Source organism: Peteryoungia algae (assembly GCF_030369675.1).
GTDB lineage: Bacteria > Pseudomonadota > Alphaproteobacteria > Rhizobiales > Rhizobiaceae > Allorhizobium > Allorhizobium algae.
Window position 1 is genome coordinate 960,828 of record NZ_CP128477.1, and the last position, 21,523, is coordinate 982,350.

Annotated in this window: 16 protein-coding genes, 1 tRNA gene and 1 pseudogene; 10 read left to right on the top strand and 8 right to left on the bottom strand. The window is 62.9% G+C overall.

Going from position 1 to position 21,523, the window contains the following annotated elements:
• The first annotated feature begins 3 nt into the window (after window positions 1-3).
• Genes QTL56_RS04895 through QTL56_RS04915 form a run of 5 tightly spaced genes read left to right on the top strand, consistent with a single transcriptional unit; the run spans window position 4 to window position 8,723 of the window.
• Entirely contained in the window at window positions 4-2,028 is a 2,025-nt protein-coding gene (locus QTL56_RS04895; protein WP_245136840.1) for an ABC transporter permease, read from the top strand.
• Complete coding sequence (locus tag QTL56_RS04900; RefSeq protein ID WP_245136839.1) at window positions 2,025-2,933, top strand: phosphotransferase; 909 nt, start codon at window positions 2,025-2,027, stop codon at window positions 2,931-2,933. Before QTL56_RS04895 ends, QTL56_RS04900 begins: the two co-directional genes overlap by 4 nt.
• Entirely contained in the window at window positions 2,930-5,371 is a 2,442-nt protein-coding gene (locus QTL56_RS04905) for a GcvT family protein (protein WP_245136838.1), read from the top strand. The genes QTL56_RS04900 and QTL56_RS04905 overlap by 4 nt, the downstream gene beginning before the upstream one ends.
• Before the next feature lie 11 nt (window positions 5,372-5,382).
• Window positions 5,383-7,800, top strand: coding sequence for a GcvT family protein (locus tag QTL56_RS04910; RefSeq protein WP_245136837.1), 2,418 nt, complete (start codon window positions 5,383-5,385; stop codon window positions 7,798-7,800).
• Window positions 7,797-8,723 carry a choline/ethanolamine kinase family protein gene (locus tag QTL56_RS04915; protein WP_245136836.1) on the top strand — a complete coding sequence of 309 codons (927 nt, stop codon included), beginning with the start codon at window positions 7,797-7,799 and terminating at the stop codon, window positions 8,721-8,723. The genes QTL56_RS04910 and QTL56_RS04915 overlap by 4 nt, the downstream gene beginning before the upstream one ends.
• A 52-nt stretch (window positions 8,724-8,775) precedes the next feature.
• Here the strand turns inward: QTL56_RS04915 and QTL56_RS04920 are convergent, their stop codons facing one another.
• The 7 genes from QTL56_RS04920 to QTL56_RS04950 all read right to left on the bottom strand — a co-directional run bounded on the left by QTL56_RS04920 (window position 8,776) and on the right by QTL56_RS04950 (window position 16,238).
• Entirely contained in the window at window positions 8,776-9,594 is an 819-nt protein-coding gene (locus QTL56_RS04920) for an MBL fold metallo-hydrolase (RefSeq protein ID WP_245136835.1), read from the bottom strand.
• Window positions 9,595-9,604: 10 nt separating this feature from the next.
• On the bottom strand, window positions 9,605-10,390 hold the full coding sequence (locus tag QTL56_RS04925) for a TatD family hydrolase (protein ID WP_245136834.1): 786 nt from the start codon (window positions 10,388-10,390) through the stop codon (window positions 9,605-9,607).
• Window positions 10,391-10,394: 4 nt separating this feature from the next.
• Window positions 10,395-11,948, bottom strand: coding sequence for a methionine--tRNA ligase (gene metG / locus QTL56_RS04930; RefSeq protein ID WP_245136833.1), 1,554 nt, complete (start codon window positions 11,946-11,948; stop codon window positions 10,395-10,397).
• 172 nt (window positions 11,949-12,120) lie between these two features.
• Window positions 12,121-13,146 carry a DNA polymerase III subunit delta' gene (locus QTL56_RS04935; protein ID WP_245136832.1) on the bottom strand — a complete coding sequence of 342 codons (1,026 nt, stop codon included), beginning with the start codon at window positions 13,144-13,146 and terminating at the stop codon, window positions 12,121-12,123.
• Window positions 13,143-13,838 carry a dTMP kinase gene (gene tmk, locus QTL56_RS04940; protein ID WP_245136831.1) on the bottom strand — a complete coding sequence of 232 codons (696 nt, stop codon included), beginning with the start codon at window positions 13,836-13,838 and terminating at the stop codon, window positions 13,143-13,145. Before tmk ends, QTL56_RS04935 begins: the two co-directional genes overlap by 4 nt.
• Window positions 13,839-13,958: 120 nt before the next feature.
• Window positions 13,959-15,125: a D-alanyl-D-alanine carboxypeptidase family protein gene (locus QTL56_RS04945; protein ID WP_245136830.1), complete on the bottom strand. Its 1,167-nt coding sequence runs from the start codon at window positions 15,123-15,125 to the stop codon at window positions 13,959-13,961.
• Between the two features lie 54 nt (window positions 15,126-15,179).
• Window positions 15,180-16,238, bottom strand: a complete 1,059-nt coding sequence (locus tag QTL56_RS04950; RefSeq protein ID WP_245136829.1) for a septal ring lytic transglycosylase RlpA family protein — start codon at window positions 16,236-16,238, stop codon at window positions 15,180-15,182.
• 289 nt (window positions 16,239-16,527) lie between these two features.
• Between QTL56_RS04950 and QTL56_RS04955 the strand changes: the two genes are divergently transcribed.
• A tRNA-Ser gene (locus QTL56_RS04955) sits at window positions 16,528-16,617 on the top strand.
• Window positions 16,618-16,948: 331 nt separating this feature from the next.
• Here QTL56_RS04955 and QTL56_RS04960 read toward each other — a convergent pair.
• Entirely contained in the window at window positions 16,949-17,473 is a 525-nt protein-coding gene (locus tag QTL56_RS04960) for a TetR/AcrR family transcriptional regulator (RefSeq protein ID WP_245136828.1), read from the bottom strand.
• Window positions 17,474-17,545: 72 nt separating this feature from the next.
• Here QTL56_RS04960 and QTL56_RS04965 point away from each other — a divergent pair, with 72 nt between their 5' ends.
• The 4 genes and pseudogenes from QTL56_RS04965 (at window position 17,546) to QTL56_RS04980 (ending at window position 21,430) form a co-directional block, all read left to right on the top strand.
• A complete protein-coding gene (locus QTL56_RS04965; protein ID WP_245136827.1) occupies window positions 17,546-18,616 on the top strand; it encodes an alcohol dehydrogenase family protein in 1,071 nt (356 codons plus the stop codon).
• Between the two features lie 160 nt (window positions 18,617-18,776).
• Window positions 18,777-19,181, top strand: a pseudogene (locus QTL56_RS04970) ((R)-mandelonitrile lyase); the annotation flags it as partial.
• A gap of 147 nt (window positions 19,182-19,328) precedes the next feature.
• Complete coding sequence (locus QTL56_RS04975) at window positions 19,329-20,636, top strand: hypothetical protein (protein ID WP_245136826.1); 1,308 nt, start codon at window positions 19,329-19,331, stop codon at window positions 20,634-20,636.
• Window positions 20,637-20,698: 62 nt separating this feature from the next.
• Complete coding sequence (locus tag QTL56_RS04980; protein WP_245137186.1) at window positions 20,699-21,430, top strand: COG3904 family protein; 732 nt, start codon at window positions 20,699-20,701, stop codon at window positions 21,428-21,430.
• Window positions 21,431-21,523 lie beyond the last annotated feature (93 nt).

Here is a 21,523-nt window from a genome sequence, read left to right on the forward strand (position 1 = left end):
GCCATGAACCCATTGCCCGCCCCGCCATTCCAGGCCGTCGAGACCGACAAAACATCGACTGGCAAACGCCTGGCGGATGGCGCCCTGGCGATCGTCGCTTTCACCGTCTTCATGGCCTGGTGGCTCGGCCCGTCGATCGGCCAATGGGCCTTCGACTATCCACGCGCCTGGCAAATTCCCGCGGCTCGACACATCAGCCAGTGGATGAAGTGGTTGGTCAACGAGGCGAGCTTCGGCCTCTTCTCCTTCACCGATTTCACGCGCTTCATCGCAGATCTCATCGACATTCCCTATACCTTGGCGCTCAGCCTGCTCGCCACGGGCTTTCTTTCCGGCCAGGGGTCTGCAGCAGTCCAGATCGTCCCGCCGATTTCCTTCCTGGGTGTGATCCTCCTTGTCGGCCTGTTGGGATACTATGCGGGCGGACGCAGGCTGGCGACACTGGTCGTGGTCTGCTTCGGTTTCCTCGCCGCTTTTGGTCAATGGTCGAGTGCCATGGTGACGCTCGCGTCCATCCTCGTCGCCGTTCCGATCGGTGTCGCATTTGGTCTGCTTCTGGGGCTTGCCGGTTATCGCTGGCCCTGGGTTGACCGGGCCATCACACCACTCCTGGACCTGATGCAGACGATCCCGATTTTCGCCTATCTCGTGCCGATCCTCTTCCTCTTCGGTTTTGGCCCGACGGCTGCCATTGTCGGTACGGTGATCTATGCCATGCCGCCCATGGCCCGTATCACCATCCTGGGCCTGAGAGCCGTGCCGTCGGAAATCCGGGATCTCGGCCACATGGTGGGCTGTTCGCGTCACCAGATGACATGGAAAGTCATGGTGCCCTCAGCGGCCGATCCGATCATGGTCGGCGTCAACCAGGTCATCATGCTCTCGCTCAACATGGTGATCATTGCCTCGATGATCGGCGCCGGCGGCCTCGGTTTCGAGGTGCTGGCCGCGCTGCGCCGCCTCGACATCGGAGCAGGCTTCGAGGCGGGCTTCGCAATTGTTGCCCTTGCTGTCGCCCTCGACCGCCTGAGCCAGGCTATCGCCCGGAAAGCTGGTGTTCCTCCTGTTCTCGCTGAGGGCAGGACCAGTCTTGTCCAGCGCCACCCCTATCTGTCTGCAGCCCTAGCAGTCATCGTCGTCAGCCTGATCGCAAGTTTTCTAACCCCTTCTCTCGCCACACTGCCAGACAGTCTCACCCTGTCGACCGGCACCTTCTGGAACGAGGTGGTGAAATGGATCAACATCAACTTCTTCGACGTGCTCGAGGTGATCCGCACCACCCTCCTGCTGCACCTGCTGGTGCCGGTCAAACGCTTCCTGGCCGAATTGCCCTGGCTCGGTGTCGTCGCCCTTCTCGCCATCGCCGGCTTCCGTCTTGGCGGTTTCAGGCTCGCTGCACTGGCCGGCGCCCTCTCCTTCCTGATCGCCGCGACAGGTCAATGGGAAAAGGCGATGGTGACGGTCTATCTGTGCGGCATCGCCGTCATCATCGCGAGCCTGATCGGCATCCCGATCGGCATCCTTGCCTCGGAGCGGGAACGGGTCTGGAGGTGGCTGCAGGTGGTGATCGACACGCTGCAGACGCTGCCCTCCTTCGTTTATCTTATGCCGGCCGTGATGCTGTTCCGCGTCGGTGATTTCACTGCCCTCATCGCCATCGTTGCCTATGCCGTGGCACCCGCGATCCGTTACACGGCGCTCGGCCTCCAGCGCGTCGATCCAAAGGTCATCGAGGCCGGGCGCGCCATGGGCTGCACCCCCTTTCAGATCCTCACCAAGATCAAGCTGAAGCTCGCACTTCCCGAACTCATGCTCGGTCTGAACCAGACGATCATGTTTGCGCTCTCCATGCTCGTGATCACGGCCTTGGTCGGCACCCGCGATCTCGGCCAGGAGGTCTATATCGCTCTGACCAAGGCCGATACCGGCCGCGGTATTGTCGCCGGGCTCGCTGTCGCCTTCATCGCCATCATCGCCGATCGGCTGATCTCTGCCGGCGCTGCGCGTCTTCGGGAGCGGATGGCATGACCGACGTCACCCCGCCCCCCCTGATTGAAAATCGCATCGCGGCCCTGCCCTGCTGGAATGGAGCACTGGAGATCTCCGTACTCAAGGGCGGCCTGAGCAATGAAAGCTTCCTGGTGGCGGATGCCACCGGCCGCCACGTTGTGCGTTTCGGGACCGACTATCCCTTCCATCAGGTGTCCCGGACCCGCGAACTCATGACGGCGCGCGCCGCCCATGGGGCCGGCTTTGCTCCGAAGGTGGAATATGCCGAGCCCGGCATCATGGTTTCGACCTTCCTCGATGCGAAGACATTCTCAGCCGGCGACGTTGCGGCCGAACGCGAACGCGTCGCTCTTCTGCTCAGGCGCTTTCACAACGAGATGCCACGCCACGTCTCCGGCGCCGGTTTCATGTTCTGGCCCTTCCACGTAGTGCGCGACTACGCCCGCACGCTTGAGGCTGGCGGCAGCCGGATGATCCCTCAACTCGCGCGCTACCTTGTTCTGGCCGAGGAACTGGAAGCGGTTCAGTCCCCTCTCCCCATTGTTTTTGCCCACAATGACCTCCTCCCCTCGAACATCCTCGATGACGGCGAGCGGCTCTGGTTGATCGATTTCGAATATGCCGGCTTCTCGACGGCGATGTTCGACCTCGCCGGGGCGACCTCGAATGCCGGGCTGACAGCCGACCAGTCGGAGGAGTTTCTCACCGCCTATTTCGGCGGAGCCCCCTCGTCCGAGATCCGCCGCTCGCTCGCCGCCATGCAATGTGCCTCGCTGCTACGCGAGGCGATGTGGAGCATGACCTCCGAGCTCTATCTTGATGCGCCGGGCGCCGACTATGTCGGCTATACGGCCGAAAACCTCACGCGCCTGCAAGAAGCGCTGGACCACTATAACTCTGTCTATGGGAAACACTCCAAATGACCCTTCCCTCCCACGCCCAGATCGTCGTTATCGGCGGTGGAATCATCGGCTGCTCGACCGCCTATCATCTTGCCAAGGAACACAAGGCAGACGTGTTGCTCCTCGAACAGGGCGCACTCACATCGGGTTCGACCTGGCATGCGGCCGGCCTCGTCGGCCAGTTGCGCTCCTCCGCGTCCATCACCCGCGTGCTGAAATATTCTGTCGACCTCTACAAGGGTCTCGAAGCCGAAACCGGTCTGGCCACGGGCTGGAAGATGAGCGGCTGCCTGCGACTGGCGACGAACCAGGACCGCTGGACCGAGTTCAAGCGGCTTGCCACGACCGCCGGCAGCTTCGGCATGGAGATGCATCTCGTTTCCCCCGCAGAGGTGCAGCGTATGTGGCCGCTGATGAATGTCGATGATCTCGTCGGTGCCAGCTGGCTGCCGACCGATGGCCAGGCGAGCCCGTCCGACATAACCCAGTCACTGGCCAGGGGCGCGCGGATGCATGGCGCGAAAATCGCCGAGAACGTGCGGGTGACGGGCTTCGAGATGAAGGACGGCCGGATCACCGCGGTGAAGACGAGCGAGGGCGATGTCACCTGCGAAAAAGTGGTGAACTGCGCCGGGCAATGGGCGCGTCAGGTCGGTGCGATGGCCGGCATCAACGTCCCTCTGCAGGCCGTCAAGCACCAGTACATCATCACCGAGAAGATCGACGGCCTGTCGACCGACGCCCCGACGATCCGCGACCCCGACAGGCGGACCTACTACAAGGAAGAGGTTGGCGGCCTGGTGATGGGCGGCTATGAGCCCAACCCGCAAGTCTGGTTCACCGGTGATCTGCCGGATGATTGGGCCTTCCGCCTGTTCGACGACGATTTCGACCATTTCGAGCAGCACATGGTCCAGGCCATCGAACGCGTTCCGGCTTTGGAAAAGGTCGGGGTCAAGCAGATGATCAATGGACCCGAGAGCTTCACGCCGGACGGCAATTTCATTCTGGGTGCAGCGCCTGAATGCAAGAACATGTTCGTCGGCGCAGGTTTCAACGCCTTTGGCATCGCGTCCGGCGGAGGCGCCGGCTGGGTGCTGGCACAATGGGTGATCGATGGCGAGGCCCCGCTCGATCTCTGGGTCGTCGATATCAGGCGTTTCGCCGACATGCATCGCGATCGTCAGTGGGTCTGTGACCGCACGCTGGAAGCCTACGGCAAACATTACACGATTGCCTTCCCGCACGAGGAATATGAAAGCGGCCGCCCCCGCCTCGTCTCTCCGCTCTACGACCGCCTAAAAGGTTCGGGCGCCGTTTTCGGGTCGAAACTCGGCTGGGAGCGTCCCAACTGGTTCGCCCCGTCGGGCACGGAACCGAAGGATGTCTATTCGATGGGACGGCAGAACTGGTTCGATCCCGTCGGCGAGGAGCACCGCCACGTGCGTGAAGCGGTCGGCATCTTCGACCAGTCGTCCTTTGCGAAATACGAACTGTCGGGTCCCGATGCCTTGAAAGCGCTGGACTGGATCTGCGCCAATGACGTGAACAAGCCTGTCGGCCGCCTGACCTACACACAGCTCCTCAACACGAGGGGTGGCATTGAGGCGGACTTGACCGTCGCTCGCGTCTCGGAGGAAACCTTCTATATCGTCACCGGCACGGGTTTCCGCACCCATGACTTCGGCTGGATATCAGATCATATTCCGCCGGGTGCCGATTGCACCCTCGCCGATATCACCGAAGACTGGGGCACACTGTCACTGATGGGGCCGAAGTCCCGCGACGTGCTCAGCAACGTCACCTCGGCTGATCTCTCGAATGCGGCCTTTCCCTTCGGCCATGTGCGCGAACTGTCCATCGCCGGAGCAACCGTTCGAGCGCTGCGTGTCACCTATGTGGGTGAGCTCGGCTGGGAACTGCATATCCCGATCGCCGCACTTGGAGACGTCTATGATGCGCTGATGACCGCGGGCAAAAGCCATGACATCCGCCCGATCGGATACCGCGCCCTGGAATCCCTGCGCCTCGAAAAAGGCTACCGTGCCTGGAGCTCCGACATCACGCCAAACGACACCCCCTTCGAGGCAGGCCTCGGCTGGGCGGTGAAGCTCCGCAAGAACACGGATTTCCTGGGTCGCCGGGCGCTGGAAAGCCTCGCCGGCCAGCCGCTCAAGAAACGGTTGATGGGTTTCACCGTCGATGATCCCTCGATCGTGCTTGCCGGGCGCGAGACGATCCTCAGAAACGGCGAGCCGGTCGGCTACCTCACGAGCGGCGGCTACGGCTACACGGTGGCCAGGAATATCGGCTACGGCTATGTGCGCAATGCCGAGGGCGTCAGCGACGACTACCTAAAAAGCGGCGTCTACGAATTGGTGGTCGCAGCGGCAAGGACGCGGGCCACGCTTCACTTCGGGGCAATGGTCGACCCGGCCATGGACAAGATCAAGGCCTGAGGGGTTTGCCCATGTCATTTCGCGCGGATCGTCACGTCCACATCCTCATCATCGGCGGCGGCGCCATCGGCACCTCTATTGCCTACCACCTCGCCCGCGATGGTGCGAAGGATGTCCTTCTTGTCGAAAAATCCATGCTCACCCATGGCTGCACCTGGCATGCGGCAGGCCTCGTCGGTCAGCTCCGGGGAAAGCGCAATCTGACCAGGCTGATGCAGAACTCGGTCGCCGTCTTTGATCGGCTGGAAGAGGAGACCGGGCAGCACATCGCCTGGAAGAAAGTGGGCTCCCTCAGGCTTGCCGGCAGCCCGGAACGCTGGAGCGAAATCCGCCGGTCGATGACCCAGGCCAAAAGCTTCGGCGTGGAATGCCATTCCCTCTCCGCTGACGAAGCAGCCAGCCGTTTCCCGTACATCGTCAGGGACGGCATTGAAGGTGCAGCCTTCATCCCCGGCGACGGCTATATCGATCCCTATTCCCTGACCATGGCCTATGCCAGGGGCGCCCGCATGAACGGCGCGAAGATCGAGGAAGGCGTCACCGTCGAGGAGATCGTCGTCGACAATCGCCGCGTCGTCGGTGTCGTCACGAATGGTGGCACCATCTCCTGCGACATCATCGTCAACTGCGCCGGCCTCTGGGCAAAGCGCGTCGGCGAGATGGCAGGCGTGCCGCTGGCTGCGGGTGTCGTGGAACACCAGTATTTCCTCACCGAGAAGAAGCTGACCCTGCCGCCAGACCTCACCACGCTGCGCGATCCTGACAACAATTTCTACCTGAAGCCGGATACCGGCTCCTTCGCCATCGGCGGCTGGGAAGACGGCACGAAGGGCTGCTGGCGCGGCAAACCGCCGCTCGATTTCGGTCGCGAACTCTTCGAGCCCAACTGGGAGCGGCTGGAGCTCTTTGCCCTGCCAACCGCGACCCGCATTCCCGCCCTGAACGACATCGGCATCCAGACCGTGATCAACGGCCCGATCCCGGTCTCCTTCGACGGGGAACCGATCATGGGGCTCGCGCCGGAACTCGACAATTTCTATGTCGCCTGCGGCTTTACCGCCGGCATCGCGGCCTCTGGCGGTGCGGGACTGGCGCTCTCCAACCTCATCCTGCACGGTGATGCCGGCATGGACCTTTGGCCTTTCGACGTCCGTCGCTTCGGCGCGGTGCATGCCCAGGGACGGTATCTCGAGCAACGGGCCATCGAGGCCTATGGCGCCTATTACAAGGTCCATTGGCCGGGCGAGGAGGCACAAGCCGCGCGAGGCCTGCGCCGCTCGCCGTTGCACGAGGTCCTTGCCAGGAACGGTGCTGTCTTCGGCTCGAAATTCGGCTGGGAACGCCCAAACTGGTTTTCCCAAGCGGGCTCGGAAAACCGGGATATCCCCTCTTTCGAGGACAAGCCGAACTGGTTCGACGCTGTCGAAGATGAGGTCAAGGCAATCCGCGAGCGCGTGGTGCTCATCGACCAGTCTTCCTTCTCAAAGTTTCAGATCAGCGGCCCCGGTGCCTGGGCCGCCATGCAGCGGATTGCGGCAAACGATCTCTCCGGCCCGCCCGGCAAGGCCGTCTACACCCAGCTTTGCAACGCGCGCGGAGGTGTCGAGGCCGATGTGACCATTGTCCACCTCGCCGACGACCTGCTCTACCTGATCACCGGATCCGGCTTCGGTGTGCGAGACGGCAACTGGGTCTCCCGACATCTGCCCGAGGGCGTGATCCTCAGCGACTTAACGAACCGGTTCGCCACGCTGAACATCTGCGGTCCGCGGGCTCGCGAGGTGCTGCAGAGCGTGTCCGACGACGACCTTTCCAACGCAGCCTTTCCCTTCCTATCAGCAAGACGCATCGAAATCGGTGCTGCAACGGCGCTTGCTGTCCGCATCGGTTATGTCGGCGAGCTCGGCTATGAACTCTATGTCGACCAGGAGTATGCCGCTCACGTCTACGACACGCTGAAGGCGGCCGGAAAGTCCTTCGGCATCGCCGATGCCGGCTACCGGGCCATCGATGCGGCGCGTCTGGAGAAGGGCTATCTCTACTGGTCCGGCGACATCACGCCCGACTACAACCCATATGAGGCCGGTCTCGGTTTCTGTGTTGCCCTCGACAAGGGGGACTTCATAGGCCGCGATGCCTTGGCGACGATCAAGGCGGCAGGCGTCGGGCGCAAGCTCGTCTCCTACACCATCGACGGCTTTGCCCCTTTTCACGGCGGCGAGGCCGTCTTGCTCGACGGCAAGGTCGTCGGTTCCACGGCCAGCACCGGTTACGGATATACGCTCGGCAAGACGATCGCCTTCGGCTACCTGCCAGCCGAGATGGCGAACGGTGAAGAATTTGAGATCGAGGCCTTCGGCAAGAGCTACCCGGCGCGCCGGGGTGCCCGCAGTCTCTACGATCCGAAGATGCTGAGGCTGAAAGCATGACCGAAGAGGCCGAGATTGCGCTTGCCCGCGAAACAATTAAGACGATTCCCCTGCTTGCCGGATACAACGGACCGATCGAGCGTCTGGGCGGCCTCACCAATCTCGTCTTCCGCGTCGGCGACCACTGCCTGCGCATCCCCGGCAAGGGCACCGAGGAATACATAGATCGGGTCAACGAAATGGTGGCGACGGAGGCCGTCGCCCGTGCCGGTGTCGGCCCGGATATTCTCTTTGCGGATCCCGCGAGCGGCATCTTCCTCTCGCGTTACCTCAATGGTGCCGCGACCATGACACCGGATCGCTTCCGCTCGCGCGCCGGCGCCGCTGCCCGGGCCGGCAAGGCCTTTCGAAAGCTGCATGACAGCGGGGCCATCTTTCCGGCACGGTTCGAGCTGTTCGCAATGATCGACAGCTATCTCGGCATCCTCGAAACGAAGGATGTCGCCCTTCCCATGGGATATCATGATGTGCTCCGGGAGGCCGAAGCCGTGCGGGCGGCGCTGTCGGCCCATCCACTGCCGAATCTTGCCTGCCACTGCGATCCGCTTTGCGAAAACTTCCTCGACGATGGCGAGCGCATGTGGATCGTCGATTGGGAATATTCCGGCATGAACGACCCCATGTGGGATCTCGGCGATCTCTGCATCGAAGGCGGTTTCGGCCCGGAGCAGGAGGAGGAGATGATCCAGGCCTATTTCGGCCGCGAGCCCTCCCCCGCCGAGCGGGGCCGGATTGTCATCTACAAGGCAATGTGTGATTTGCTGTGGACCCTCTGGGGCCTGATCCAGCTCGCCAACGGCAACCCTGCAGACGATTTTCGCATCTATGCCGATAACCGTTTCGCCCGCTGCCGCGGCTTGATGCAGATCTCGGATTTCTCCCGCGCCATCGAATCCGTCGCGCGCGGCTCATCTGGCGGATGATGCCGGCTTCGCCGAGACCGGCCGGCGAAGCTAATTCAGGATCTTAAAGAACTCAGATATCCATTTCAAATTGCATGGTAAACTGGTCGTAGCCGGGTTCGACATGCGACGGCGTCTCGGCCATGACTGTCTCGTAGTCGAGCGGCGTATGCATATGCGTCAGCACAGCACGTTTCGGCGCCAGCCGCGCGATCCAGCCGAGCGCCTGTTCCAGCGACAGATGGCTCGGATGCGAACGATACTGCAAGGCATCGATGACGAGCAGATCGAGACCGGAGAGTTTCGCCACCGTCTCGTCCGGAAAATCGGAGACGTCGCAGCAATAGGCGACATTGCCGACCCGCAGACCGATCGAGATGATGTCGCCATGCTGCTGTTTAAGCGGCAGAAGTGTGATCGGCCCGCCTGCCCCGTTGACCTCGATCGGCGCGGACATGTCCTCGATGATCTGCGGCGCGACGATCGGCGGATAGTTGCTGCCTGAAGGCGTCTTCAGGCAATATTCGAAGCCCTCCTCGATGCGCGCCATGGTGTAGGGCTCGGCATGGATCGGAATACGGTTCCTCTGGGTGATGAAATAACCTCTGAGGTCGTCGATCCCGTGCAGATGGTCCGCATGCGCATGGCTGTAAATCACGGCATCGATATGTGCGACCTTTGCGCGGATCATCTGCTCGCGAAAATCCGGTCCGGTATCGACAACGACGGTTGTCTTGCCGCCATCGGGTCCGACCTGCTCGATCAGGAAGGAGGCGCGGGTCCGCCGGTTGCGAGGATTGTTCGGGTCGCAATTGCCCCAGTCGCCGTTGATCCTCGGCACGCCTGGTGACGACGAACAACCGAGCAGCGTGAACCGGCGCGTGACCCTCATCAAAGCTCCCTCAGCTGAGCCGTGGCATCTTGGAGAAGCAGCGGAAGGCATTCTCTGTCGTGATGTCTGCCATCTCCGCGTAGCTCACGCCCTTCACCTCGGCCAGAACCTCCGCCGTATTCACCACATAGGACGGCTCGTTGCGTTTTCCACGCCAGCGCTTCGGCGCCAGATAAGGGGCATCCGTTTCGACCAGCAACCGGTCCAGTGGCACGCTCCTGGCGATCTCGCGCAACTCTTCCGATTTCGGGAAAGTCACAATGCCGGAAAAGGAGACGTAGCCGCCGAGCGCCACCCCGGTATCGGCAAGCGTCTGTCCCGATGAGAAACAATGGAGGATGAAGGGGAAGGCACCCTTCCCGGTCTCGGCAGTCAGGATATCGGCCATGTCCTCATCGGCGCTACGACTGTGAATGACGAGCGGCAAGCCCGTGCGTCGCGCCGCCTCGATATGGCGGATCAGGCCGGTCTTCTGGTCCTCGGGCTTCTGCGTGTCATAGAAATAGTCGAGCCCCGCCTCGCCGATCGCCACGATCTTCGCGTGGCTTTCCGCCAGCCGAACGAGTTCGTCCGCCGTCACGTCCAGCTCGTCGCCCGCATTGTTTGGATGCGTTCCGACCGAGCAGAAGACGCTCGGGTAACGCTCGGTGAGTGCAAGCAGCGTCTCGAGTTTCCGAACCCGCGTCGAGATCGTCACCATTTGGCGGACGCCGGCCTGGTGCGCACGCGTGACAAGCTCGTCACGCTCTGCGTCAAAATCGGCGAAGTCCAGGTGGCAGTGCGTATCGATCAGCATCGTCTCACGCCTTGCCCGTGTCCGGCGCAACGTAACGCGGATAGACCGGCGACGGTGCCGGCAGTTCCGTGCCCGGCTGAAGGCGACCGGCAGAGCCGAGCTTGGCAAAGACCCGGTCTTCGTCGGCCACGGCCACGAGATCCAGGATCTTCGCCGAAGACGCCGGCATGATCGGCTGGAAGAGGATGGCGATCTGCCGCACCACTTCCGCCGTCACATAGAGCACGGTGCCCATGCGCGCCTCGTCGGTCTTCTTCAGAACCCACGGCGCCTGGGCTGCGAAATAGCGGTCGGCCTCGTTGACGATGTTGATGATCGCTGCCACCGCCTTGTGGATCTGCTGGCGGCCCATCTCTTCGCGGCAGATCGCGATGGCGTCGTCGGCGACCTTGAGGATCGCCTCGTCTTCCGCCGTCAGCGGACCGGGTGTCGGCACCCTGCCCTCGCAGTTCTTGTTGATCATCGACAGGGAGCGCGAGGCGAGATTGCCGATGCCGTTTGCGAGGTCGGCATTGATGCGGGTCGCAATCCCCTCTTCTGAATAGCTTCCATCCTGGCCAAAGGAGACCTCGCGCAAGAAGAAGTATCGCACCTGGTCGAGACCGAAATGGGCAACGAGATCGACAGGATCGACGACGTTGCCTACGGATTTAGACATCTTCTCGCCCTTGTTGAGCAGGAAGCCATGGGCATAGACGCGCTTCGGCAAAGGCAGGCCCGCCGACATCAGGAAGGCCGGCCAGTAGACGGCGTGAAAGCGGATGATGTCCTTGCCGATGATATGAACGTCGGCCGGCCAGTATTTGGCGCGCGGTCCATTCTCGTCTTCAACATAGCCCGTCGCGGTAATGTAGTTGGTCAGTGCGTCGACCCAGACATACATGACATGCTTGTCGTCGCCGGGCACCTTGATACCCCAGTCGAAGGTCGTGCGCGAAATCGACAGGTCCTTCAAGCCCGACTTGACGAAGGAGATCACCTCATTGCGGCGCTCGTTCGGTCCGATGAAATCCGGCTGGTCCTCGTAAAGCTTGAGAAGCTTGTCTTCGTAGGCCGAGAGCTTGAAGAAATAGCTCTCTTCCTCGACCCATTCGACCGCCGTCCCCTGCGGCCCGTAGCGCACGCCATCGGCGCGCAGCTCGGTCTCTTCCTCCTGGTAATAGGCCTCGTCGCGCACCGAGTACCAGCCGGCATAGCCGCCCTTGTAGATGTCGCCATTCTTCTCCATCCGCCGCCAGACCTCCTGCACCGTCTGGTGATGGCGCTGCTCGGTCGTGCGGATGAAGTCGTCGTTCGAGGCATTCAGCAGCGTGCCCATCTCGCGAAAGGCATTGGAATTGCGCTCGGCCAAAGTCTCGGGCGAAATCCCTTCCGCGCGTGCCGTCTGCTGCATCTTTTGCCCATGCTCGTCCGTTCCGGTCAGGAAGAACACATCCCGACCGTCGAGCCGCTGGAACCGCGCCATGGCGTCCGTCGCGATCAGCTCATAGGCATGGCCGATATGCGGCTTGCCGTTCGGATAGGAGATGGCAGTGGTGATGTAGAAGGGATCGCTCATGGCTTCTTGTTGTCTTTTCGTCGGTTGCGATGTCACGAAGCCGGACAATGGCGGCGTAGGGCCGGCCATGAACGGCGAAAACAATTGGGGTCGAACGCTCTTAAAGCATTCCTCGGCCTTTAGGAACATCCGTTTTGCTGCAGCGCCACGAAGTCGCTTCCCGGCCGCAGGATCAGCGCACGATCGCCGCCAGCACGTCGAGGATCGTCTGCTTGCGGTCCAGATTGTAGGCAGCCGCCACGCCGAGCTGCTGGTTGATGACGGAGGAGAGCCGGGCATAGTGCTCGGCGCCGCCGAGATCACCCGCCATGGCAAGCTTCCGTGCCGCCTCAGCCAGATGATCGCCGAGATGTTCGGTGAAGAAGCCGAAGGCGACTTCGCTGTCCTTGCCCGAAAGCGCGTCGGCAATCTTGAACATCATCCGCCGCTGGGCGGGCCCCGTCGCGGCAAGCATCTGCTCGAAGGCCTCCAGAATGTCGGCGCCGCCATAGTTCACCAGCTTCAGCGCGCGCGCCACGCTGCCCTTGGCCAGCGAAAGCACCGCCTCGCGCTTCTCCGGGGGAACCGAGAGACCGAGCTGCCCCAGCGCCTGATCCATGGCCGGCGGCGATAGTTCATGCAGTTTGAGCGGCAGGCAGCGCGACCGGATGGTAGGCAGGAGCTTGCCGGGCGCGTGGGACAGCACCAGGAACATCGCGCGCTTCGGCGGCTCCTCAAGGATCTTCAGGATCGCGTTTGCCGCATTCCGGTTGAGATCGTCGGCGGGATCGATGATCACGATACGCCAGCTGCCCGTGCCGGATGTCTGGCTGAAGAAATGTCCTGCTTTCCGCACTTCGTCGACGGTGATCGCAGTCCGCACACGGCCTGTCTTTTCGTCAACGGGCCGCGACAGATGCAGAAGATTGTGGCTGGCACCCGAGGCGAGTTGCCGTGTCACGGGATGCGCCGGATCCGGATCGGCAATCACCTCCGGCGCAGTCTGTGGCTCCGGATGGCGCAGGATGTGATTGGCAAAGCGAAAGGCGAGCGTTGCCTTGCCGATACCCTCGGGCCCCTCGATCAGGACGGCATGGTGGCCCTTGCCCGATCGATAGCTGCGCGCCAGAAACTCTTCCGCCGCCTCGTGACCGAAAAGCTTGATATTGCTGACCGGCGCGATCGCCCCGTCGAGAAGCCCTGCTCTCTCGTCACTCATGACCGCGCCGCCTGCCCGTCGTCGGTCTGGCCGGAAGCCGGTCCGGCCATCACGCGTTCCACTTCCGACAGGATGTCGCGCGCAATGTGGTCGACATCGAGCGAGGCATCGATAACCCGACAACGTCCCGGCTCGCGCAGAGCAATGTCGAGAAAGCCTTGCCGGCGCTTTTCGTGGATTTCGAGTTTTTCCTTCTCGAAACGGTCCGGTGTGGCCGTTTCGGCCAGGGCGCCTGCCCTGCGCCGCGCCCGCTGCAATCCGACCTCCGCCGGAAGGTCCAGCACCAGCGTCACGTCGGGCATGCTTGTCCCAATCGAGACGCGCTCGAGCGCGGCCATGAGCGGCGGTTCGAGATTGCCGGTCACGCCCTGATAGACGCGCGAGGAATCGACAAAACGGTCACACAGGACGGTCTCCCCGCGCGCGAGCGCCGGGCGGATCACACAATCCAGATGATCCGCCCGGGCCGCTGCGAAGAGCAATGCCTCCATGCGCACGCCGAAAGGTTCGGCAGCACCCGAAAGCAGAACATGGCGGAGCGCTTCTGCCCCGGCAGAGCCACCCGGCTCGCGGGTCGTGACGACCGTATGGCCGCGCACGCGCAAGGCTTCCGCAAGCAGGCGAATCTGGGTCGATTTCCCAGCCCCCTCGCCTCCCTCGAAAGTCACGAACAATCCGCGCGCCGTCGTCAATGCCTTGCCTACTTCCCGCCTGCGGCGTTCCAGATTTTCACCCTGTCGGGCATGCCTACGGCTCTAAACCAAGATGCTCGCCCGCGAAACCGCGAACAGCAGATGCGGCTGCATTTTACGTCAGATCCAGAAGAACAGGAGTTCGACCACTGCATCCCAGGCCCGCTGGCGCAGTGTCCCCACTTCAACCGCCTCGGCACTTTGCAGGGGCAGGCTTCTCAACAGCCGTTCGCCGGAATAGAGGTTGAGCGTGGCGATTTCGCGATCCGCGGCGACCGGTGGATCGAGCGGCCAGCGATAGACGATGCGCGCCTGCAGCCGTTCTGGATTGTTGACGGGAACATAGACCTCGATTGCTCGATCGGCGACAAGTGGCACCTTGGACGACGCGCCGCCATAGACACTTGCTTCACCGACGACCTCACCTGCCTTGAACAGCGTGCGCATCTCGAAACTGTCGAAACCCCATGCAAGCAGCCGCGCCGCTTCATCGGTTCGCTCCTTGTTGGTCTGAGCGCCGCCCAGGCCCAGAAAGAGCCGCCGTCCCCCCCGCTCCATCGAGGCGACGATGGCAAAGCCGCTGCCTTCGGCAAAGCCGGTGCCGAGCCCGTCCGCGCCGAAGGATAAAAGCGGGTTGCGATTGCGCTGCAGGATCGTGTTCCACTCGAATTCAGGCAGGCTGAAGGTCCGGTAGAAGTCCGGATAGGTGTCGACGAGATGGCGCGACAGTTTCACGAGGTCGAAGAGTGTGGATCGATTGTCGGGATGCGGCAGGCCCGTCGCATTGCCGAAGTGGCTATCCGTCAGCCCGAGTTCGGCAGCCCGGGCATTCATCCGATCGACGAACTTCGCCTCAGACCCCTCCATGCCCTCTGCAATGATCAGACAGCCGTCATTGGCCGTCTGCACTGCGATCCCCTTGATCAGATCGCCCACCGATACCTGGCTCTTCACCGCTGCAAACATGGTGGATGTGCGTGACGGCGCGCCCCCCGTTCGCCAGGCGTATTCCGAAACCGGATAGATCGTATCCGGCCGGATCTCGCCCTTTGTCAGTGCATGGAAGACGACTTCGAGCGTCATCAGCTTGGTAAGTGAGGCTGGCGCAAAACTCTGGCGTTCGTTCTTGGCGAGCAGTACCGTGCCGGTGGATGCCTCGATCAGATAGACTTGCGTTGCCTTTGTCTCGATCAGTTGCGGGGCGGGAACGGCCTGTGCGCGCGCCGAACCCGGCTCGGCCGAGACGAGTGCTGCAAGCAGCAGAAAAAGGGAGAGGAAAGGACGCATGATCACACTTCGGCTAAGGGACGCAGGCCCTCTCCTTGCCCGGTCGCAGCGGCGTCAGAGCCCGCTGGAGAGCTTGATGCCGCCCGTCGCGACCGAGGAGAGAATCGACCGCTCGGTGAGGCCGTCATTGCGCACGAGAATGGCATCGAAGGCAAGCGCGCCGGCTTGTGCCGGTTGCTCGGCGTAGGCCGAAGCAAAGCCTGACCCGTCGTAGCCGTCGACATGATGCGGCCTCGGCATTGGCGTCGGACCATAATCCGGAAGCGCCGCAAAGGTCTCGCCCGGCATCACCGTTGCGCCAGCACTCCCCTGCATCAGAAGCTGGGCATCCAGCGTCTGCTGGACCGCTCCGCCACTGGGCGTCGAACCGGCGAGCGCTGTCTGATAGGTGGTCGCGACCGGGGGCTGATATTCAGGCATGGTTGTGTCGTTCGACGCGACCATGACGCCGGATGCGATCTGGCCACCCGGATCGATGACAGGGCCTCGATCGCCCTTCCGGGTGTAGGAGGCCATCAGATAGGGCATGTCATGCCCGTCCATCCGGGCCGGCCCGACATATTGCACGCGCACTTCGCCGGTACCGCTGTGTTTCATGTCCAGCATGTCGGCCGTCTTGCGCGACAGGTCTATGATACGGCCCTTGTGAAACGGACCGCGATCGTTGATGCGCACGACGACGGAACTGCCGGTATTCAGGTTGGTGACGCGTGCATAGCTGGGCAGAGGCAGAGTCGGATGGGCAGCCGACAAGTGTTCCTTGTCGTAGAGCTCGCCATTCGCCGTCATCCGCCCATGGAAGGCATCGCCATACCAGGAGGCAACGCCGACCTTGTCATAGCCGGGATTTTCCTTCGGCACGAAGGTCTTGCCCTTCACCACATAGGGCTTGCCGACCATATATCGCCCGCCGCCCTTGGGGACCGGCCCACTCGCTACCAGCCTCGGGCTCGCCTTCACGCCATAATCCGACTCGGCAAAATATTCCTTCGACCGCTTCGGCTTTTCAGCCGTGTCCTTGGTGGTCGAACAGGAGGCGAGAGAAGCGCAGAGCAGCGCCAGGCCGAACCACTTTGCCGATTTGGCCCCAAGGCCGTGCGTCGTCAGATGCATGTGTCCCACTTCAGATCAGCGGGGCATGCTGACATCGCGCCCCATCTGCGAGGCCCCCATGCCCCGCTCACTTGCGCGCAATTAACCTGTGCAAAAATGGCCAAAATGGGAAAAGTCACAATTTGAACGATCCAGAACGCCAGAATCTGCATTCATGGTTAATCGGACACTAACGTCGGGCGGCGCATGACCCGATGCGAGCCGGGTGGCTGCATGCGGCAAAACCATGCCGCAAGGCGCGACAACACTCTTGCCAAGTGTGATCGCTTTGCGCATAACGCCCCCGTCTGGAAGAGTGTCCGAGTGGTTTAAGGAACCGGTCTTGAAAACCGGCGTGCGGGAGACCGTACCGTGGGTTCGAATCCCACCTCTTCCGCCACAACCCTATATTTGTGCCGCGCAATTTGCGTGACGTCGGCTGCCCCAATCCGGGCTACCCTGAAACATCGTCAGCAACACACTGCAACTGATTTGCTGTTGCGGCATCTAGTGATTCCCTCATCAACCAGGCACAGTCGATCCCGCGCGCCCCGCATGGCGGCACTTCGCTGACGCCCCTGCGGCTGCGCTGTGGCCTGATCTTGCCACGCGCGAATCCAGCCCCGGCCGTTGCGGAGCATGGGCTCAAGCTTCCGATGCGCTCTCCCCGCAAGTCGTCGGACTCTGTCGGTATGGTCAGGCTGCCGCAGCGTAGACCGGGCAAGAGGTCGTTACGGGTTGCTCGATGCGAATGCCGATGCCAGGCGTTTGGCAGCCGCGACCGCCTGGTCCCCGTGCAGCGGCCAGGACTGCGTCAGGCCTTCGAGGATGACCAGCATGGCCACCTCCTGTCCGGCAAGCCCCGCTGCGGCGGCCGCACGCTCGGCCACATCTTTCTTGTGCCGCTCGAGCAGGTCGCGCACGGATGCATTGCCGGGGTCGGCAGCCACCGCCGCATGGAACAGACAGCCATGCGCGGCCTCGGTCTGCATCCACGTGCCAATCCGGTCCATCAACAGGGCACGGGCCTCGCCTGGATCATCCGGCAAGCCGTCCATCACCCGCGCCATGTAACGTTGATGACGATGCTCCAGTGCAGCCTTCACCATATCGGCCCGCGAGGGCGTATATTTGTAGAGCGTGCGCAGGCTCACCCCGGCGGCCTCGCGCAGGGTGTCGACATTCGGCTCGGCAAAGCCGTGGCTGGCAAAGGCCCGTTCCAGCCCGGCGGCGATCTTTTCTCGGATTCCGTCCATGCTTGACGCGGTAAAGGGATTGCTCTACCGCCGCAAGTAGAGGAAGTGCTCTACTTTGCGAAAGGACGACCGATGGCCCGGCCCGAAACGATGAAAGCCGTCCTTCTGACCGGTCACGGCGGCCTCGACCGGCTCGAATTCCGCGACGATGCACCTGTCCCTGAGCCGACAGCCGGCGAGGTTCTGATCCGCGTCCGCGCCTCGGCGGTAAACAATACCGACGTGAACACGCGCACGGGTTGGTATTCGAAGGTCGTGCGCGGCGACACCAATTCGGCCGCGACCGCCGGCTATGACGGCGCGTCGGATGCCGATGGCGGATGGTCGGGCGCGCTGTCCTTTCCGCGGATTCAAGGCGCCGATTGCTGCGGCGAGATCGTCGCCGTGGGGCAGGATGTCGACCCGGGCCGCGTGGGCCAGCGCATTATCGTGCGCCCCATGTATCAGCCGAAGGCCAGCGATGACCCGCACGCGCTTTTCACCTTCGGATCCGAAGTCGACGGGGCCTTTGCCCAGTTCGCCGTCATCGAGACCGAACATGCCATCGCGGTGGACAGTGCCCTGACGGATCTTGAGCTGGCCTCCTTTCCTTGCGCCTTTTCCACCGCCGAGGGCATGATCCAGCGTGCGGGCCTTCGCGCCGAACGCGTGCTGATCACCGGGGCATCCGGCGGGGTGGGGTCGGCGGCAATCCAGCTGGCGAAACGGCGAGGCGCCCATGTGACTGCGGTGACCTCCCTGTCGAAGGCTGAGGCCCTGCGCGATCTTGGCGCAGACGCGACGCTGGCGCGCGCCGACGCGCTGCCGACGGATGCCTTCGACGTGGTGCTCGACCTGGTGGGCGGCGCGCGCTGGCCAGACCTGCTGGAAGCGCTCAATGTGCGCGGGCGCTATGTGACCTCCGGCGCGATTGCGGGCCCGATCGTCGAACTGGACCTTCGCACGCTCTATCTCAAGGACCAGACCCTGATCGGCAGCACCCGGCAGGACCCGCGCGTCTTTGCCGACCTCGTGGGATACATCGAGCGGGGGGAAATCCGTCCGGTCCTTGCCGGCAGCTATCCCCTGCACGAGATCCGGAGCGCCCAGGCGGCGTTTCTCGAAAAGGGCCATATCGGCAAGATAGGCCTGCACATTCCGTAACGCCCATGGCACGGCCTCACCGTGACGTGTAGCATGTCCTGTGCATGCACTTTCGGCCGGACCAGAGTGCCAAAGATTGGACGGCAGGCCCATCCCTTCGGCCACTGACCACGTATGTGCGTGCCGATGCGGGAAAGGAACTTCAGTGACAGCTCATGAGACAAGTCTGAAAATTATTCGTGCCGAGACGGGCGCTGCGCCAGCTCCACCGGAATATTTTACCGGTGACGTGCAGATCTCGGGCCGCTACCAGGCCGACGCTCCTGCCTGCATCGGCGGCGCCACCGTGTCTTTCGCCCCCGGCGCAAGAACGGCCTGGCATACACATCCTCTCGGACAGACCCTGTTCATCGTCAGCGGGCACGGCTGGGTCCAGCAGGAAGGTGAGCCGGTCCAGGACGTCCGGCCCGGGGATGTGGTCTGGATCCCGCCGCTGCTCCGGCACTGGCACGGGGCATCCGCGCATGAACCGATGACGCATTTTGCAGTCGCCGAGGCGCAGGCCGGAAGCTCGGTCACCTGGATGGAAAAGGTCTCCGACGAGGATTACCTCAAGGGGCCTTGAAGCGTAGCACCGGTACCTCGGGTGGTCGCCTGTCGCCCCCTCGGATCTGTGGCACCGGGTTGCAGCCCAATGGTCGGCCGCCCGACAGCCTTCATTTTGCCTGCTTCTTGAGAACTTGTTAAGAATTCATTCCTGTCGGAGGTCTTCATGGCGCTTGGCGCATCGCATCGCTTGCAGGACGGCGTTCTTGCCGTCGAAACCATGACGCGCTTTGCGCTCGCGGTCCTTGCTCTCGCCTCCGGCGTCTACACCTATCTCGGGGTGCGCAGTCTCCTCGACGGTTCGCCGACCGCTATTTTCTTTGCCGCCATCATCTACTCGGCATCGGTTTCGGTGGCGATCTATGCCTTCTGGTCCTACATGGCGCGCTTCTATCCGCATGTCACCGGCGCGGCCTCGCGCGGCGCCATGATCGGCGTCATGGCGCTTGGCTGCGCCATGATCATCGCCATGTCGAGCTGGCTGAATGCGGCCGCCCTTGCAGGCTCTGCAGCGCTCGAACAGCATCTCGCCGAAACGGTGCAGGACTACACGGCCGACCTTGATCAGGCGCACCAGAATGCGCTCGCCGCGCAAAGCCTGCTGCCGGATATCCAGCGCACATCGGAGCGCTTTTCGAGGCTTGCCGAAGATGAACGCCAGAACGGCGCCCTGACGGGAACAACCGGGTCTGGCAGCGTCGTCCAGCTCCTGACGCAGATGTCGGCGCAGTTGAGCGAGCTCGAGACCGGCATCGTGGCATCCCGTGAACGGGTCACGACACTCTTCGACCAGGGGCGCACCCATCTGGCAACCATGCGCACACTGGTCTCCGCGCCGGGCGCGATAGCACCGCGCAGCGACGAATTCTCCGCCGAGGTCGTTGCCCTGTCAGGTGTCATAACCTCCCTGGAACAGACCTCGATTGCGCCCTCGGTCAAGCGGGCGGCCGAAGACCTCTCGCTCGGCTTCATCGCGCCCGTTGCCGATGGAAGGGCCGCCGATCTGGCCGACCGTCAGGACCAGGTGATGCAGACGATCCGCACCTCTGTCTCTGCCCAGTCGCAAGTCCTGTCACAGGCCGCGGACGATATCCTGGCGCGCGAGCCGGTCGCGGAGCGCCGGTTCGTGCCGCTATCGTCTGCAGAAGCCGTTCTGCGGTATGCCGCCGATTTCATTCCGGCCTGGGCCGGTGCCATCTCCATCGACCTGCTACCCGCCGTCCTCGTCTTCATCCTGGCCGTGGTGCATGGGGCAATCAGACGGCAGGAGGAGCGCATGCCCTTTGCCCACAGGATCACGGCGGCCGAACTTCTGGAAGCCCTCGAAGTGCAGCGCGCGCTCGCCCGGCAAGGGGTGGACGTCGAGCAGGTCTTGAAGGCTGCCGAGCCCGAGGATGAGCATGGTCGGACGGACTCCAACATCACCAGCCTCGACATGTCGGCAAAGGCGCCGCGAAAGGGACCGCCCGCGTGAGACCCGCTTCGCTTTTCCAGCGCTTTAAGACCGCTGTCCTGCGCGCCGACGACGGTCTGCTGATGCGCGGTGCATTCTTCGGCCTTCTGGCGGCAGCGGGGACCTTCCTCTTCGTCGACCTTCGGGAAATGAGCCTGGCACGCGCTGCGCTCCCGGGGCATGATCCCATGACGACGGACGCCCCGGTGCTGCCACCGGCCTTGACGGACGGCGTTCCGCAGGCGCCGCCGGTGGAGCCGGAAGCCTCCCGCGAGGTCCTGCGCCAGGCGATGCGCTTCGAACTCCTGCCAGGTGGCCAGCTGAAGGCGGAAGGGTCGATCGATCCGGGTGCCGCCGACCGCTTCGCCGAGGAAATCGCCGCGCGCGGTGAATATGTGAAGGAAGTGTCCTTGAATTCGCCGGGTGGCTCGGTTGACGATGCACTGGCGATGTCGGCGCTGATCCGGGAACAGGGGCTGAGCACCAGAGTGGCGGCAAAGTCGCTCTGCGCCTCGTCCTGCCCTCTGATATTTGCCGGCGGTGTCGCGCGCGAGGCGGAAGAAAACGCCATTCTCGGCGTCCACCAGGTCTTCAATGCCGGCCAGGAGCGACCGTCTCCCGAACAAGCCATGTCGGCAGCCCAAAGCACGACGGCGCGCATCACCCGGCATCTCGGCGAGATGGGCATCGGCGAGGGCCTCTGGATGCACGCGCTGGAAACACCTCCCGACCGCCTCTACTACCTGACGCCGAAGGAAATGGTCGAGTACAAGCTGATCACAGCACCGCAGGCGGCGGCAAAGCAGGCGGACTGATCCGGAACGCGCTTTGCCACTTCGGCATCACAGCGGAGACGTCCAGATTACAACCTTACCAATCTTTCACTGTCCTTTCTCCACCGAACCTCT